Origin of the sequence: Allokutzneria albata, assembly GCF_900103775.1 — a bacterium.
GTDB classification, from domain to species: Bacteria; Actinomycetota; Actinomycetes; order Mycobacteriales; family Pseudonocardiaceae; genus Allokutzneria; species Allokutzneria albata.
The window spans coordinates 8,551,909-8,565,519 of the sequence record NZ_LT629701.1 but is presented as its reverse complement, the minus strand read 5'-3'; the positions used below and the strand labels follow the sequence as shown (position 1 = coordinate 8,565,519).

22 protein-coding genes are annotated in these 13,611 nt (G+C 69.2%); 7 read left to right on the top strand and 15 right to left on the bottom strand.

Going from position 1 to position 13,611, the window contains the following annotated elements; translation table 11 throughout:
- Positions 1 to 45: 45 nt before the first annotated feature.
- From BLT28_RS40730 to BLT28_RS42980, 12 genes are all read right to left on the bottom strand, one after another.
- The gene (locus BLT28_RS40730; RefSeq protein WP_157376133.1) at positions 46 to 390 is read right to left on the bottom strand and encodes a hypothetical protein; all 345 of its coding nucleotides are present in this window, start codon (positions 388 to 390) and stop codon (positions 46 to 48) included.
- The gene (locus BLT28_RS39540) at positions 387 to 863 is read right to left on the bottom strand and encodes an HNH endonuclease (protein ID WP_156051395.1); all 477 of its coding nucleotides are present in this window, start codon (positions 861 to 863) and stop codon (positions 387 to 389) included. Before BLT28_RS39540 ends, BLT28_RS40730 begins: the two co-directional genes overlap by 4 nt.
- Positions 860 to 1,858, bottom strand: a complete 999-nt coding sequence (locus tag BLT28_RS39535) for a hypothetical protein (RefSeq protein ID WP_083383839.1) — start codon at positions 1,856 to 1,858, stop codon at positions 860 to 862. Before BLT28_RS39535 ends, BLT28_RS39540 begins: the two co-directional genes overlap by 4 nt.
- The gene (locus BLT28_RS42360) at positions 1,851 to 2,000 is read right to left on the bottom strand and encodes a hypothetical protein (protein ID WP_231950566.1); all 150 of its coding nucleotides are present in this window, start codon (positions 1,998 to 2,000) and stop codon (positions 1,851 to 1,853) included. The genes BLT28_RS39535 and BLT28_RS42360 overlap by 8 nt, the downstream gene beginning before the upstream one ends.
- Before the next feature lie 201 nt (positions 2,001 to 2,201).
- Positions 2,202 to 2,399, bottom strand: a complete 198-nt coding sequence (locus tag BLT28_RS41140; protein WP_083383838.1) for a LuxR C-terminal-related transcriptional regulator — start codon at positions 2,397 to 2,399, stop codon at positions 2,202 to 2,204.
- 97 nt (positions 2,400 to 2,496) lie between these two features.
- On the bottom strand, positions 2,497 to 2,769 hold the full coding sequence (locus BLT28_RS41610) for a LuxR C-terminal-related transcriptional regulator (protein ID WP_407638842.1): 273 nt from the start codon (positions 2,767 to 2,769) through the stop codon (positions 2,497 to 2,499).
- 84 nt (positions 2,770 to 2,853) lie between these two features.
- Positions 2,854 to 3,024 (bottom strand): hypothetical protein, encoded by a 171-nt coding sequence (locus BLT28_RS41605; protein ID WP_197683940.1) that lies wholly within the window; start codon positions 3,022 to 3,024, stop codon positions 2,854 to 2,856.
- Positions 3,025 to 3,096: 72 nt separating this feature from the next.
- Positions 3,097 to 3,393, bottom strand: coding sequence for a hypothetical protein (locus BLT28_RS39515; protein WP_030431988.1), 297 nt, complete (start codon positions 3,391 to 3,393; stop codon positions 3,097 to 3,099).
- Positions 3,386 to 3,790: a hypothetical protein gene (locus BLT28_RS39510; protein ID WP_083383837.1), complete on the bottom strand. Its 405-nt coding sequence runs from the start codon at positions 3,788 to 3,790 to the stop codon at positions 3,386 to 3,388. Before BLT28_RS39510 ends, BLT28_RS39515 begins: the two co-directional genes overlap by 8 nt.
- A 97-nt stretch (positions 3,791 to 3,887) precedes the next feature.
- Complete coding sequence (locus tag BLT28_RS39505; RefSeq protein ID WP_030431990.1) at positions 3,888 to 4,565, bottom strand: hypothetical protein; 678 nt, start codon at positions 4,563 to 4,565, stop codon at positions 3,888 to 3,890.
- 565 nt (positions 4,566 to 5,130) lie between these two features.
- Positions 5,131 to 5,340 carry a helix-turn-helix domain-containing protein gene (locus BLT28_RS39500; protein ID WP_030431992.1) on the bottom strand — a complete coding sequence of 70 codons (210 nt, stop codon included), beginning with the start codon at positions 5,338 to 5,340 and terminating at the stop codon, positions 5,131 to 5,133.
- Entirely contained in the window at positions 5,316 to 5,516 is a 201-nt protein-coding gene (locus BLT28_RS42980) for a hypothetical protein (protein ID WP_407638841.1), read from the bottom strand. The genes BLT28_RS39500 and BLT28_RS42980 overlap by 25 nt, the downstream gene beginning before the upstream one ends.
- 233 nt (positions 5,517 to 5,749) lie before the next feature.
- Between BLT28_RS42980 and BLT28_RS39495 the strand changes: the two genes are divergently transcribed.
- Both BLT28_RS39495 and BLT28_RS39490 read left to right on the top strand, forming a co-directional pair.
- Positions 5,750 to 6,178 (top strand): hypothetical protein, encoded by a 429-nt coding sequence (locus tag BLT28_RS39495; RefSeq protein ID WP_156051399.1) that lies wholly within the window; start codon positions 5,750 to 5,752, stop codon positions 6,176 to 6,178.
- A gap of 583 nt (positions 6,179 to 6,761) precedes the next feature.
- Entirely contained in the window at positions 6,762 to 7,766 is a 1,005-nt protein-coding gene (locus BLT28_RS39490; protein WP_162184898.1) for a tyrosine-type recombinase/integrase, read from the top strand.
- A 357-nt stretch (positions 7,767 to 8,123) separates the two neighbouring features.
- Here BLT28_RS39490 and BLT28_RS39485 read toward each other — a convergent pair whose 3' ends face one another.
- Genes BLT28_RS39485 through BLT28_RS39475 form a run of 3 tightly spaced genes read right to left on the bottom strand, consistent with a single transcriptional unit; the run spans position 8,124 to position 9,239 of the window.
- Positions 8,124 to 8,354 carry a DUF397 domain-containing protein gene (locus tag BLT28_RS39485; protein WP_030431939.1) on the bottom strand — a complete coding sequence of 77 codons (231 nt, stop codon included), beginning with the start codon at positions 8,352 to 8,354 and terminating at the stop codon, positions 8,124 to 8,126.
- Positions 8,355 to 8,378: 24 nt separating this feature from the next.
- Positions 8,379 to 8,852, bottom strand: coding sequence for a DUF5753 domain-containing protein (locus tag BLT28_RS39480; RefSeq protein ID WP_269459669.1), 474 nt, complete (start codon positions 8,850 to 8,852; stop codon positions 8,379 to 8,381).
- On the bottom strand, positions 8,853 to 9,239 hold the full coding sequence (locus tag BLT28_RS39475; RefSeq protein ID WP_157376129.1) for a helix-turn-helix domain-containing protein: 387 nt from the start codon (positions 9,237 to 9,239) through the stop codon (positions 8,853 to 8,855).
- Between the two features lie 488 nt (positions 9,240 to 9,727).
- Here BLT28_RS39475 and BLT28_RS40720 point away from each other — a divergent pair, with 488 nt between their 5' ends.
- The 5 genes from BLT28_RS40720 to BLT28_RS39455 all read left to right on the top strand — a co-directional run bounded on the left by BLT28_RS40720 (position 9,728) and on the right by BLT28_RS39455 (position 13,596).
- Positions 9,728 to 9,880: a hypothetical protein gene (locus tag BLT28_RS40720; RefSeq protein WP_156051377.1), complete on the top strand. Its 153-nt coding sequence runs from the start codon at positions 9,728 to 9,730 to the stop codon at positions 9,878 to 9,880.
- 341 nt (positions 9,881 to 10,221) lie between these two features.
- Positions 10,222 to 10,515 (top strand): hypothetical protein, encoded by a 294-nt coding sequence (locus BLT28_RS39470; protein WP_030431942.1) that lies wholly within the window; start codon positions 10,222 to 10,224, stop codon positions 10,513 to 10,515.
- A 223-nt stretch (positions 10,516 to 10,738) separates the two neighbouring features.
- Positions 10,739 to 10,996: a hypothetical protein gene (locus tag BLT28_RS39465; RefSeq protein ID WP_030431943.1), complete on the top strand. Its 258-nt coding sequence runs from the start codon at positions 10,739 to 10,741 to the stop codon at positions 10,994 to 10,996.
- 346 nt (positions 10,997 to 11,342) lie between these two features.
- Positions 11,343 to 12,146 carry a hypothetical protein gene (locus BLT28_RS39460; RefSeq protein WP_157376127.1) on the top strand — a complete coding sequence of 268 codons (804 nt, stop codon included), beginning with the start codon at positions 11,343 to 11,345 and terminating at the stop codon, positions 12,144 to 12,146.
- A 106-nt stretch (positions 12,147 to 12,252) separates the two neighbouring features.
- Positions 12,253 to 13,596, top strand: a complete 1,344-nt coding sequence (locus tag BLT28_RS39455; RefSeq protein WP_157376124.1) for a hypothetical protein — start codon at positions 12,253 to 12,255, stop codon at positions 13,594 to 13,596.
- Positions 13,597 to 13,611: the final 15 nt, after the last annotated feature.

Below are 13,611 nucleotides of genomic sequence, written 5' to 3'. Positions count from 1 at the left end.
GCGGACATCTGGATGTCCGGTGAATCGCCCTCGGCGGGGGTGAGGTCACGGAGCAGGCCCCGCTCCAGGAGGTTGCTCGGCAGGGTCAGCCGGTATTCCGCCGCGGTACCCGACCGCCCCGGCCGCCACCGCGGCGCACCAGCTCGACCAGGCCGTGCGCGGCCAGTGCCTTGATGATGCGGCGCACCTGGCGGTCACCGTCGCCGGTGTCCAGGCACAGCAGCTCCACCCCGGCCGCACGCGAGTGCCGTCCGGATCGGCGTAGGTGGCCAGCAGCAGCGCCACCAGCTTCACCGGCTTGGTGAGACGAGCGCGCCGGATGATCCGCTCCCACTCGAAGCGGGACGCAGGCAGCAGCTCGACCTCGTCATGGTCGTGCGGAGGCGTCATCGTGCCCCCTTCTCGTCGTCGGGGAGCAGCTGGCCGTCAGCACGGGCAGCGGGCGCCCAGCCGTCGGCGGAGGGCTGTTCCCAGCGGTCCAGGAAGCGGAAGACCGGCCAGTCGGCGGGGTCGATGCCCATCGGCACCAGGAAGCCGCGGGCGCGCGCCCAGTCGCGGTTGTGCTCGACCCGGCCGTGACAGCCGGTGGTGCCGTCACCGCACAGCACGATCAGGTTCTCGGCGGTGTTGCGGTGCCGGGAGCCGCCCATGCCCCGCGGCGCGCGGTGCTGAAGGGTCAGCGGCGTGCACCCGGTGCCGCACAGCTGGCACTGGCCCTCATCACGGGCGAACACCAGGCGCCGCAACGCCTCCGCGACATGTGTCTGTCCGTGTCCGGCGACGACACGGTGCACGCGGCGGGCCCGCAGAGGCTTCTGCCTCCGCGGGCCCGCCGTGCGGCGCAACGGTGCGCGGCGCTTCATGCTGCCCCCGCATCGTCCACCGTGCCGTCCACCTCGCCGGTGCGCAGCCACCGCAGCGTCCGTTCCGCTTCCTGCTCCGGTGGCAACTCCAGGTCCTCGGGGATGTGGATCAGCAGGACGAGGTGCCGCGTGCAGTCATCGCCTCGGAGGTAGATCCCGGGCTCGACCTGGCGGCCGATCTCATCGCGCATGACCGCGCCCGGCAGGACGTGGATCTTGCGCCAGTGCAGCGACTCGAACGTCACGAACTCGTCGGCCACGTCGCCACCTCCTGCTCGGCGCCTGGAGCCGTTGGGGCGTAAGGGACGGGGTCCGTGGCCAACGGCTCGTCGACCGGCACTTTCCGTCAGCTCGCAGGAGTCCACCCAGAACCGGTGCCCGGTCCTGGCGGCCTCGACGTAGGCCATCGGCTCCGACGGGTGCGGGCGCACCATCAGCACGTCCCTGCCGCGCCACGTGTACGCCGCGCTCGGCTTCTCCCGCAGTCGGCGGCGCAACTGCTCGATCGTGCCGTTGCGCAGCACCAGAGCCTGCTCCAGCGCGGTGATCCGCTTGTCGCGCTCGTCCGGGGTGACCTGGCGGTGGCGCGCCCACGTGGCCACGCACAGCTGCAACACCGCCACCACGAGCGCCCCTTGGTCGGCCGGGTCGGTCGCGCTCGCCAGCAGGATCGCCTCCGTGCAGGAGTCCCCGGCGCGGCGCGCGGCGAACAGCCACGCGGCCAGACGCTGCGCTCGCTCCACCACATCGACCTCGACCAGGGCCGCGGTCGCGGCGTCCTGCAGGGCCAGGCGCACCCCGTCCTCCGAGGGAGGCGGCATCACCGACTCCGCCATGTCGATCCACGCGGAGATCACCTCCGGGAAGACCTCCGCGCTCAGGGTCTCCTCGATCACCGTCAAGCACGCCGAGGCAGCCCTGGGTATGCCCGAGCACATCGCAGCGAACGCGGCGTGCGCCAGCTCCGCCCATTCCGGCGTGGTGGTGTCAGCCACGGGGAACCTCCTCCGTGTGGTGCTCGATGGCGGTGGCCAGGCGCCGGTCGTTGGCCTCGATCCACAGCACGGCGGAGGCAGCGACCTGCACCAGCTCGGCGCGCAGCAGCACGGGGTCGGTCTCGGCCAGCGCCTCCGTCACCTCCTCCACCAAAGATGTCGGCGAAGGTCAACATCCCCAGCTCGGCGCGGCGGGCGTTGATCGCCTGCACACGCCGGACAGCCGCGGCCGCGTGCGCACCGCCGGTGCCGTCCGGGTGGTCCTGCTGGCCCCACTTCAGGTCCTGGCGGCGACGCTCCACAGCGACGTCCGCCAGGACCCCGGGCAGATCGGTAGCCGTGGTCAGGTAGCCACGGGAGTAGGCCAGCCACGGGCGTGTGCCCTGTTCTTGGCGCCGAGCGCGGCGAACAGCTCATCCAGGTGCGCCACTGCCGCAGCGTCGGAGCACTGGAGAATTTCGGCGATCCCGGCGGTGTCCCAGCCCTCGGCCAGGCAGTGCAGCAGCTGCACCTGCCCGATCGTCAGCGTCAGCGCGGTCATCAGGACACCACCGGCTGGCCGAGCCACTGCGGGCATTGCGAGGTGGCGTTCAGCGCGGCCGACAGGCACGCGTGCAACGCCCATGCCTCGGCCGTGGTCATGCCGAACCGCCCGCCGGGCCGATCCCGGCGTAGTAGTCGAAGCCGCCGAGCAGTGCTCGGATCGACACCCCGGTGTGCTTCTCGGTCGGCCCAGCGCGGTGCCGGTAGTAGCCACGTCCGTCCCCGGACTGAGCGCCCGAGGGGGACACCAGGCCGCGCTGAAACGCGATGGCCACGGCATGCGCGCGGGTCCGGGCGCCGAGCTTGCACAACACTCGGTGCACGTGGGTCTTCACCGTGTCCTCAGCCAGGAACAGCTTCTTCCCGATCTCTCGCCGTTGGACAGCCCCTCGATCACCAGGTCCAACACCTCGACCTCACGGTCCGAGAGCGGATCACCAAACCTGCGCGGCTCAGCCACGGTCGACCTCCTCCGTGAAGTCGGGGCCGCCGTGCGCGCGGAGGAGGTCCAGCGCGGCGCGGCCGCCGTTGTGTCGGCGAACCTGGCGCAGCAGCTTCCGCCCGGCGCTGACCTGCTCGACGGTCGGGCTGGAACCGTTGAGCGCGTTGACGAAGCGGGACACGTCATGCGTGCCGAGACCACGACACCACCACCGGGTCGCCGTGCTCGTCGTCGTAGGCGCGGGTCTCGTACATCACGCACCACCCGCCGTGATCGGCTGCGGCGCGACGAACAGCGGCCGCGCGGGCGCGGTGCGGATCGGCTCCAGCTCGGGTAGCTCCACGTCCTCCACCGGCACCCAGCCGTAGCCCGGCAGCACGATGTAGGTCCTGCCGTCTTCAGCGGCGCAGCCGTCGGAGTGCACCTCCGCCCAGCACATCGGGGAGCCGTCGCACGCGTCCAGTTCGGCGCACTCGCACTCGTCGAACTCGGCCGCCCCGCAGCACGCCGAGCCGTCCAGCTCGAACTCGAACTCGGTCTGCTCAGCCACGGTCGGCCTCCTCGGTGGGCGCGATTTCGTAGACCCAGCAAGGGATCTGGCCCTCGGCGGTGCAGGTCAGGTCGCAGTCGTCGGCGTGCTCGCCCTCGGCCAGGCGCTGTCTGGGCTCGTCGGCGGCGGGCACGGGCGCCAGGGCGATGGAGTACAGGCACGGTCCGCCGATCCACCGCTTCTCCACGCGCACCGGCAGGTACTCCACGCCGGAGGTGGTGGGCAGCAGGTCCCACTCCGTGCGCACGGTGTCGCGGCCGGAGCGGGAGTAGTGGATCTCGTAGCGGACACCGTCGACGGTGGCGTAACCGCACAGCGTCGGCGTGGTCGGCGACGGCTCCGCGAGCGAGATCGCCTCGACCTCGTGGCCCTCCTGGTGCTCGCCACGTTCACCCACGCCGAGGTGAACCGGCTCCGCCAGTCCTCGCCCTCGACGATGTCCGGGACCGCGCACACCAGCCCGGCCGGAGCGCAGCGGCCCGGCTCGCCCGCGATCACGCGGTCACCGCCGACGAGGCGGCCGGGCCGACCGAGGCGTCGGCCGGTCCGGTGGGAAGGTCGAAGCAGCGGTGGTTCTCGTCATAACCGGAGCCGTGGGAAAAGAACCAGCCGGTCTCCGTCACGGGGCGAAGCTGGTCGCACGTGGGGCACGGGACGACGCGGTCAACCACGTACCTGCGACCGAGGATGGACACGACCTGTCCGGGCTCCCAGACGGCCTCGTCGCCGACCGACGCCTGCTCGGCGGTCGGGCGCGCGGTGGGGTCGCCCTTGCCCGCGATGATGCGAGCGAACACGCCGAGGTCCAGCTTCTTGTCCTCGACAGCGGCCAGCAGCTCCTCCACGCGCTCGCCCTCGTAGGTGCAATACACCTGAACCGCCGAACCAGCGATCACCTCGCCCGTGATCTTCAGCCGCGCGTAGTCAGGCGAGCCGGACCGGGGCGCGCGGGTGACGACGATGTGATCCACGCCGGTCATCGACCACGCCCAGCGCTCCAACTGCTCGACGGCCCGGCTTCCGTCCTGGTCTTCGAGGAAGTCCAGCGTCACCCGGGGCGGTTGGTTACCCCAGCCAAGGCAAACGTCGTAGATCCCGTCGGCCAGGTTGTTGACGTGCGCGTGGCTGAGCACGGCACTCAACCCGGCCTTGATCCCGGCAGCGTCAGACATCACAGACTCCCTTGCTGTGCGGCAGAACCGAGGGCGAGAACGACGAGGCAGACGAGAACGCCGATCAACATCACGGCGGCCTGCCAGAAGGACATGCGGCGGCTGTAGGGCTTGATCACGGCTGCACCACCCACAGCGACCACAGCCACACCCGGCCGGGACAGCGATGACGAGCAGCAGCGCGACCGCCAGCTGGCGGTCGGTCGCCGAGCCCCACAGCCCGGGCGGATGACACGGATGACGTGAGTGGTGGTCTTCGCGGGGGCGCCGGAGTTCCCGGCCAGGCGGCGGCTCACCCGAGCACCACCAGGTACTGCTCGGTCGGGTCAACCGGGCCGGGCGTGGTGGAGTACCAGCCATCCGCGCACGCCAGCCAGGCGTCCGCGGACTCGCCGATCTCCTCCAGCAGCTGCGTGAGCCGGGGCTAGAGTCCGTGTTCAACATCTGGAGAGGTCCCTTCTCCGGGTGGCGGACCGGTGGCTGTTCCCGCAGCCCCGGTCCGCATCTCTTTCGGGGGTGGAACCCCCGGCCCGGCCACCGGGGAAGTCGCGGCCGGACCGGGGAATCAGGAAGCGCGGCGGAGCCTGCGCGGCTTGGGCTTCTCGCCCGACATCCAGCGGTCCACGGCGTCGCGGTGGACCCGCCACGTGCAGTTCGCTGCGCGCTGCTTGCCCTCCAGCTCGTTGGTGCGAAGGGCGGTGAGCACGGTCTGGAAGTGGTGACGGCTGTACGCCGCGACTTCGGCGACCGTCATCCATGGCGACTCAACGGACATCGCTGGACTCCTCCCCTTGCTGCACGTGGGACGAACAGCGACCCGCGCGGCCGGCCAAGCGCCTTCTCAATCCGGTCGGCCAGCGCGGTGCTGGTCCTCGGCGCGTGGCCCTTGCACAGCTGATGAATGCGCTGTCGTGACGTGTTCGCGGCGTCGGCCAGTCGTTGCTGCCGCATGCCGCAATCGGCAAGCGCCTTGACCAGGTCCTCTGGGCTCCGAAGCACGACGAGTGGGGCCTTCACGCTCGTGGTCCTCCCGTCCGCTTAACTGCTGTCGCATAGTGCTGACAGCGATTTGACGACAGGCAGACCGTAGGCCGCTGACAGCAGCACGTCAACGCGCTGTTGCCAAGTCGGTATTGATGCGGCCGCTACCCTCATTTGACGGGCCGAGCCTCAAGGGGGTGTGCGTGAACCTGAGCGAGCTGATCACCGCACGCAAAGACGAGCTGGAACTCAGCTACCAACGACTCGCCGACCGCGCCCGCAAGCAGGGCCTGGAACTGACCGCATCAGCGATCAACCAGATGGCCAGGCGGCCGCTCGCGGAGTACCCCAAGCCCGAGACGATCCGGGCCCTGGCGGTCGCCCTCGGCGTACCCGAGGGACGCATCCTCGCCGCGGCCGATGTGTCGCTGGGGTTCCGCCGGGTCGATGTCGAGACACACCGCCCCGACGTCGAGACGTGGCTGGCGCTAACAGGTGACCGCTCCCCGGAGCAGATCGACGCCCTGATGGACGTAGTGCGCGCGCACCTTCGTGCAATCGACGCAGCGCAAACGCCTAAGGCGCGCGTTACAGGTCTCGACGATGACGGCGAAAACGATGCGCCGCAGTGACACTGACTAGGCCGTCGGAGTGAACAAACCGTTGAGTGGTGCAGATCTCAACTAGTCAGACGTAGCGTCGCCCGTCCCAGAGCACTAAAGGGGGGCGCATATGCAACCGATCACGGTCCTGTCGGTACAGTTGCCGAACCCCGACGCGTACTGCATCGCCTCCGCCGAGCAGATCACGTTGGTGGTTGATCCCCGAATCCCTGAGCGGACGCTCGCGGCGATCATTACCAGGGCTGTACGAAGCGTACAGCACCAAGTTTGGCAGAACCTAACGTTGATCTAGCGCTCTCGATCAACTCTGCCGCGCATCTTTGCAGCACCTCCTGAAGGGGATACCCCTATGCCCAGTGCCGAGAAAATGGGGCCAAAGAAATTCCGAGCCGTTTGGCGAGATGCACAAGGCAGGAAGCAGCATTCAAAGGCTCCATACTACGAGCGCAAGTCTGACGCCCTTGCCCGCGCAGGCGAAGAAGAAAGCAAAGTCAGACGTCAGGCAGCTACCCTAGAAGGCACCCTTCCCGCGTCGACGAAATGGGGAGCATGGTGCCTTGACGTCTGGTGGGAGATTCGCACAGTCGAACCTGTGACGCTCGACAGCGAGATGTCCATCGTGCAGACCCACCTACTGCCAGCCTGGGAGGACACCGAGCTAAACAAGATCCTTCGAAATCCTGTGCAGATGTGGGTAGACAAGCTTGCGGCGAAGTACGCCCCTAAGACAGTTTCCCGCATCTACGGCGTCTTTAGAGCTTCACTTCTGGCAGCAGTCAAGTACGGAGTCCTTTCCGGAACTCCATGCGTAGACATCAAGCTGCCGAAGCTGAGGACCGTACGATCAAAGCCGACGATGATGCGCAGCGACCTAGATGATCTCTACCCGCACATCACACCCTCTTACCGATTCGCGCTTGAAATGTGCTTCAACACAGGAATGCGCCCCGGAGAGTTCGGCGGGCTACACAGACACAGCATCAACCTCAAGGACGGTTGGCTGAATATCCGAGACGTGTTCGTTTACCTGCCGCGCAAAGAGGGCGTACGCGAGGAAGTCCTTCGATACATCAAGGAATATCCGAAGGATGAAGAAGCTCGCGAAGTTCCACTTCCAGGGCACGTTGTTGACATGGCACGCCTCTGGATTGAAGAGAATCCTGCCCGCAGTGGATGCGGTATCCCACATCGCCCAGGAAATCCCTGCAAGTCCGACGTGCTCTTTCGGACTCCGAGAACGGGTCTCCCTCTGAGCAACCGCACGTTTGAGAACGTCCTTCGCTATGCCTGGAGGCGCGCCAAGCTGCCCCACATCCCTCCTTACGGTGCTCGCCGGGGCTACGCGACCACGCTGGCCGAAGCTGGCGTGGACCCGTACGAGATCGCCCGGCTCATGGGCCACGCCACCCTCGAACAGACGATGGTCTATACGCAGAGGACACCAGCGGCACGCGCCAGAATCGTTGCGGCACTTGGAGATCATGACGCCGTACAGCTGCAGCTGGTGCCTGGGACAGCCAGGGACGCATCTGGGACAGAGCCGGACTCAAAGGCACTCACAGACGCTCAGTCGGACCAAGCCCAAAAGCTAGCCTGAGCTGCGTCAACGCTCATCCGGACTCACATCTGCTCAACCTCACTCGGATTGGCAAATCCGCAGGTCGTTGGATACCGGGAGCGTTCCAGTCGAACCATTCGAGGCCGTTGCCGATGGACGCGCGACGAGGCCGCGCCTGCGGGCGGTCTCTCGTGTCCGGGGTGGACAGTGCTGCTTCGCTGTTCACAGGCGCCTCCGCGGGCTCGGGACCGACTGGCACCAGCATTGAACGCGGGGCTTCCCAGCGATAGTCCTGCCCCCTCCCCCAGCTCACTCCTTGGGACAGATCTGGGACGGAGGCGCTGGGACGCGAGACGGGCAGGGGTGGCTGTCCGGCCACCCTGCCCCGCGTGCTGTCTATGCCTCGGTGAGGTATCCGTCTCGCTTAACGAAGTCGACGAACCCGTGCCACTTCGGTCTCGTGAACAAGAGTGTGCCGCCGCTGCGGTTCTTCGAGTCGCGGAGCCCTACGGGCGCGGCCGGGTTGTCCTGTACTTCGCCAACCTCGACACAGGTCTGTTCCTCGCCTCCGTCGGTGTAGCTGGACGTCCTCCATGTGAATTGGTGTTCGTCGAAGCCGTGGCTCATGGCTCACGCCCTCCCTTGCAGTTGTCACAGTCGCGCGGCAACCGTAGCGAGGTAGTCCGACGTGTCGTTCGGAGTAAGCGCGTGCTCGACGGCTTGCGCGAAGCGTCGGCGGTAGCCGTCGACCGTCGCCTTGTCGTGGATGAGCTTTGAGGCGAAGAGGCTTTCGAAGTAGGCGCGGTCTTGTTGCTCGGCTGGTTGCAGCAACAGCGTAAAGGCGTAGCCGAGCGCAGCGTGCACTCCACTCGCGAATGGGACGACCTGAATCGTCACGGTAGGAAGGTCTTGTAGCTCGATGAGGCGTAGCAGTTGTTTCGCCATCGTCTTGGGGCCGCCGACCTGCCAATGGATTGCCCCTTCGCCGAGAACGAAGTGGAGCTGCGGCCCGTCGGGCGACACGAGTCGAGCGCTTCTCTCTCGACGGGCTGCCACAAGCTTCTTGACCTGCGCAGGAGTGCGTTCGCCTGAGGCGCCGAACAGCTGTTCGGCGTAGTCTTCGATCTACAGCAGACCGGGAATGAGTTCCGTTGCGTAGCTACTGATGCCGATTGCGGACTCTTCGAATTTGTAGACCCGCGCGCGAAGTGGTGAACCGCCTGGGGTTCGAGGGCTCCGACGTTGAGCGGCGGCTGCTAATTCAGCAGCCTTCGCACGGGCTGCATCGTCCGCTTCGAATAGATCCAGCAGTGTCACCAGATCTTCGGGGTCAACGCTGACCAGCCCACTCATGATCTTGCGAGCTTTGGGCTCGGAGCAGTTGAGCGCCCGTCGAACGTCAGCACGTCCACGCCCCACGGCCTCGGCCAGCTCAGCCAGCAACGAGCCCAGTTGGAGCTTGGCTCCGGCGGGCGCAGGTCGACGCGATGTCATCTGCCCTCCTTCGGTCACGTGGACAGTGTGCACGCACGTGCCTCACGGATTTTCGCCCGAAGAGGCGAGCGCCCCAGTGGTGCATAACGGGACGCGTCCCGTTAGAGTCGGCGACGGTGTAAGTGGACGCGTCCACTTATCACCCCCCGCCTGTGGCCGTCACAGTCGCTTGAGGTGTCCACGGGGCGGGCCCAGGCCCAGCGGCCGGGCTCGTGCGGATTGATCCCGGGCCCGGCTGCTGTTCAGCACTCGACGACGGGAGCAGCGCCCATGGTGGACGGCGATCGGCGTGAAGTGCTCATCCCAGGCACTGACCTGCGTGGACGCTCACGCCAGTTGGTGATCCGGGCCCGCGGCGACGGCGACCTGGAGCTGCACACCGGCTGGCGTGACCAGCACACGGGCCGGACATCGTGGTTATCCCAACGCAGCAGGCTGCAGCTCTGCCGCAGCAGCTGCGCGACGTCGTCGCCGAGGCTCTGCGCCTCAAGGGCGGGTGGTGACCCGTGTCCGAGTTAGCGCTGCCGGACACGGCCGAGCTGGTGATCAAGACCTTCTGGTTCATCGTCGCCATCGTCGCGGGCGTGCTGGTGGCGACGTGGCTCCTGTACTTCGCGGCGCGTGAGCTTGTCCGTGCGATTCGCCGGGGGCGGTCGTGATCGCGGTCGTGCTGCTGGCGGCAGCGCTCGCGGTGGCGGGCTACCAGGTGGCGCGGTCGGAGTTCGCGCACCAGCTGTATCAGCGGTGGATCGCGCCCGGGGTCGCGCACCGCACGACAGAGGAGATTCGAGCGCGCCGACCACGGCGCCGGGTACAGCCATACACCTCGGCGCCAACCCCCGAGGGTCGGCGGCCGCTGGACATCCGAGCGCGCGTGGCCCGCTGCGCTCCTGGTGCGGATGTCCAGCACGGAGGCAGGTCGGGTGTGTGGCTGCGGGGTCGGCTGCGCGCCCCCGGCCTGCCTCGTCACCCCTACGTGGCGTGAGGAGAGGGCTATCCGGTGAACAGCGACGAGAAGGACGGCGACGTGCAGCGCTACGACGAGGTTGTGGTGCCCGGGGCAGTGTCGCCGGGCGTGCAGGCGGCGGCACCGCTGGTGGAGGAGATCGCAACAGCGCTGGAGCGGCTGACGTCGGCGGCTGCGGATGCCGACCACGCGCTGCGCGACGACCGTTGCGCGCCGACCGACGCCACCATGGCCGCCTTCTTCTTGGACCGGACCCTCTCCGAGGCGCGCCAGCTGGCACAGACGGCCAGGGCTGCGCTGCGCGCGGCTCAGCGTCGCGGTCAGTAGAGGCTCCGGCCGCGCCGAATCGCGGCCGGTAGAGGGCGGGGCGATTCCGTCGCCCCGGGTCGCCCCGCCCGCAAGTGTTCCGGCCGCCCGGCCGGTACCGGGGCGAGCATCCTGCGTGTCCGGCTGCTCGCCCCGTCCACATCGTCACTGAGGAGAGCGTGATGGAGCCCCTGGAGCCCGAGCAGGCCGAGGTAGTGGAGGACCAGAAGGACACCGCGGGCTGGTGCGCGTAAGCGTCGCGGACCTCAAGAGGGAACTGCACGCGGCCAACCAGCGGGTGCCCACGGAACTGATGTCAGTCCACCTCAGGGCCGCTCGCGATGAGATGGAGAACGTTCAGCGGCTGGCCGCCGGTACGAACTCGCGGCTGTTGGACCAGAACATCGAGGTGATCGCGGCGGCGCTGGACGAGCTGGACGACGCGCACGATCGGCTGTGCCAGGGGTGGGACGGCCTCGCTGAGTACACCGAACTTCTTTGACAGCAACGAAAAGACGGCCCCGGCGAGTGCGGGAACACTCGGCCGGGGCCTTTGATCGGAAGGTGTGTTCCGACCATGTTCAAACGTAAGCCGTCACCGGACGTCGTCAACAGCGGCCCGGTGTCACCGCTTAGGGCGATCCCTGCCGGGGGTAACAGCGCCAGGCCGTTCGCGGTCGCGGGCCTGTTCCTCGGCGCCGTGATCTCGATGGCGCTGAACCTGGCCAGCAACTGGAAGCCCATGCGGTTTCTCAACCTCGTCGAATGGGTTCCGCCGGGCAACTCACTGCCCGAACTGGTCTACATCGGCGTGACCGTGGTGCTGCCGCTGGCGATGGGTGCTGGCCGTGGAGGTCCTGGTGCGGCAGGACTGGCCGGAGGGCAAGGCGTGGCTGATCCCGCACGTCGGGGTCATCGCCGCGGGCGTGCTCATGGCCGTGATGTCGTACAACGAGGTGCACGGTTTGCTGCTGGGCCTCGGGCATGACGAGTGGGTGGCGATCCCCGGCTCGCTGTTCGCCGACGTGCTGATGACGGTGTGCTCGGTGGCGTTGCTCAGCCACGCTCACCAGGAGCGCGCCGCCGCACGTGCCGCCGCGGCCACGCCGGTCGTCGAGCACCAGGCGCCGGTCGAGCAGGCCCCACTCGTCCCGGTCGGCGCCGACATCCCGGCCGAGCCGGAGCTGGAGCGCGCGCCCTCGGACGAGGAGATCAGCGCCGAGGTCGACCGGCTGGAGGAGATGCTGCGCCAGGCCGCCGAGCGCGTGCACCCCGCGAGCGCGCCGGAGCCGCGCCGGTGGCGGCTGCGCCTGCCGCAGTGGCTGCGCCGGGAGGACAGCACGGTGGCGGTCGCCGAGCGCGCCGAGCAGGACCAGGTCGACGAGGACCAGGCCGACGTCGACGAGCAGGCTCCCGCCGGTGACGCGGTGACGCTGCCCCCACAGGCGGAGATCCAGGCGTTGATGTGCACGCTCGGCCGGGAGGTCGACACCGCCGAGACCATCGCGCACTTCGAGCTGCCCGCGATGAGCCCGGCCGACCGCAAGCGGCTGGGTGACCGCGTAGGCCGCGCGAAGAAGGCGTACAACCAGGCGCGCAAGCCGCAGCCCGAGGGCGCCGACATCGCCGAGCCCACCCGGGACGAGCAGTGACGGGCGAGCAGCGCGAGGAGCGCGCGCCGAAGGCGAGGAAGAAGGAACCCGCTCCGCCGCAGCCGGTGCGGCACGACGCGCGCCGCGCGCGGTGGTGCTCGGCGGGGTGGCCACGCTCGGCGGGCTCGCGTCGGTGACCGCGTCCCTGGGCCCGACTGCCGGCATGGTCGCGCTCGGCGGCGCAGCGGCCGGGGGCGCGCTGTACGTGGCGCACCGCAAGAGCACGCGCGGCCGCTCGCGCGCGCCGCGCACCGGTGGCGGGATCGCGCGCCGGGTCGCCGGACGCGCGCCGGGTGCGCGCGCGAGCAGGTGGCCGTTGACGCGCGCGCGGAAGCCGTTGAGCGCGGCGCGGTCGGCGCGGCAGCAGCAGCGGCGCGCGCGGCTGGCGCGGCTGGGGATCGCGCGCCCGGTGCGCGCGGCCAACACCAACCGCGTCGGGTGGGGTGCGGGCAAGCGCGGGGGCGCGGCGCTCGCGGCCCGGTCTCGCGCGCGCGGCCACGGACCCCGCGCCAGCGCGCACGGGCGCACACCTCGCGCGTCTAAGACTGCGCGCGCGCCGTTCTGGCGGCCCCGCGCGGCCAGGCCCGCGCGCGCCGCGCACAGCGGCACGCGCGCCCGCGCGCGACGCCGGATCGTGCGCGCGCTCGCGCTGCCCGCGTTGCTGCGCCGAGCCAAGCCGTCGAGCACGCGCGCGACGAAGAAGGACACCAAGCGCGCGCCCGCGACCCCGCCGCGCGCGGACACGAGTGCGCTCAAGCCGAACGCGGACGACGAGTGGGTCTCGCCCGGTGACTACCGCGCGCGCGAACGCGCGTGGAACAAGGACGCGGCCCGTCGTCGTCGGCGCGCACGGCTGGAGGAGGGCGCGGCACGCGCGGGCTCGACGCTCAAGCGCGGATGGGAGACGGCCGCGCACGCGGTCGGCGACCGGGTCCGCAGCAGCGTGCACGCGCTGGCCGAGTGGGGCGAGCAACACGCGACCGCACCCGCCGAGCACCGCGCCCAGGCACCCGAACCACCGCGCCCGCGCGGCAAGGCGCAGAGTCGCGCCCACCGCGCGCGCCGGTCCCCGTGGGCCGAGCAGCCCGCACCCGCCCCTGCCCCTGAACCCGTTGGAGGACACACCATGCCCGAGTTCGGTCTGCGCGAAGCCGCACACAAGCTCGCCACCTTCGCGCCCGAGAACCCTGTGCAGACGCGCGACATGCTGCGCTCATTGCCCGACGAGATCCGCGAGGTGGGCAACGCGTTCCTGGCGTTGGCGACGCTGTTCGAGTCCGAGTACCCCTACGTCGACCTCACGCCGATCGGGTTCCGTGAGGTGCAAACGCTCATCGGTGCCGCGGTGGCGCGGCTGGAGCCGATGAGCTTCGAGTTCGAGCTGGCGCACGAAGCCGACCTGAAGCGGCACCTGGAGCCGCGCCGAGGCGAGAGGCACATGAACGTCTGACCGGCCGAGGGGCAC

What these genes read in the sequence shown, in the direction of transcription:
- BLT28_RS40730 (WP_157376133.1), bottom strand. Translation starts at nt 390, where the DNA reads ATGACGCCTCCGCACGACCATGACGAGGTCGAGCTGCTGCCTGCGTCC.
- BLT28_RS39540 (WP_156051395.1), bottom strand. Translation starts at nt 863, where the DNA reads ATGAAGCGCCGCGCACCGTTGCGCCGCACGGCGGGCCCGCGGAGGCAG.
- BLT28_RS41140 (WP_083383838.1), bottom strand. Translation starts at nt 2,399, where the DNA reads ATGACCGCGCTGACGCTGACGATCGGGCAGGTGCAGCTGCTGCACTGC.
- BLT28_RS39505 (WP_030431990.1), bottom strand. Translation starts at nt 4,565, where the DNA reads ATGTCTGACGCTGCCGGGATCAAGGCCGGGTTGAGTGCCGTGCTCAGC.
- BLT28_RS39500 (WP_030431992.1), bottom strand. Translation starts at nt 5,340, where the DNA reads ATGTCCGTTGAGTCGCCATGGATGACGGTCGCCGAAGTCGCGGCGTAC.
- BLT28_RS42980 (WP_407638841.1), bottom strand. Translation starts at nt 5,516, where the DNA reads ATGCGGCAGCAACGACTGGCCGACGCCGCGAACACGTCACGACAGCGC.
- BLT28_RS39485 (WP_030431939.1), bottom strand. Translation starts at nt 8,354, where the DNA reads ATGAGCCACGGCTTCGACGAACACCAATTCACATGGAGGACGTCCAGC.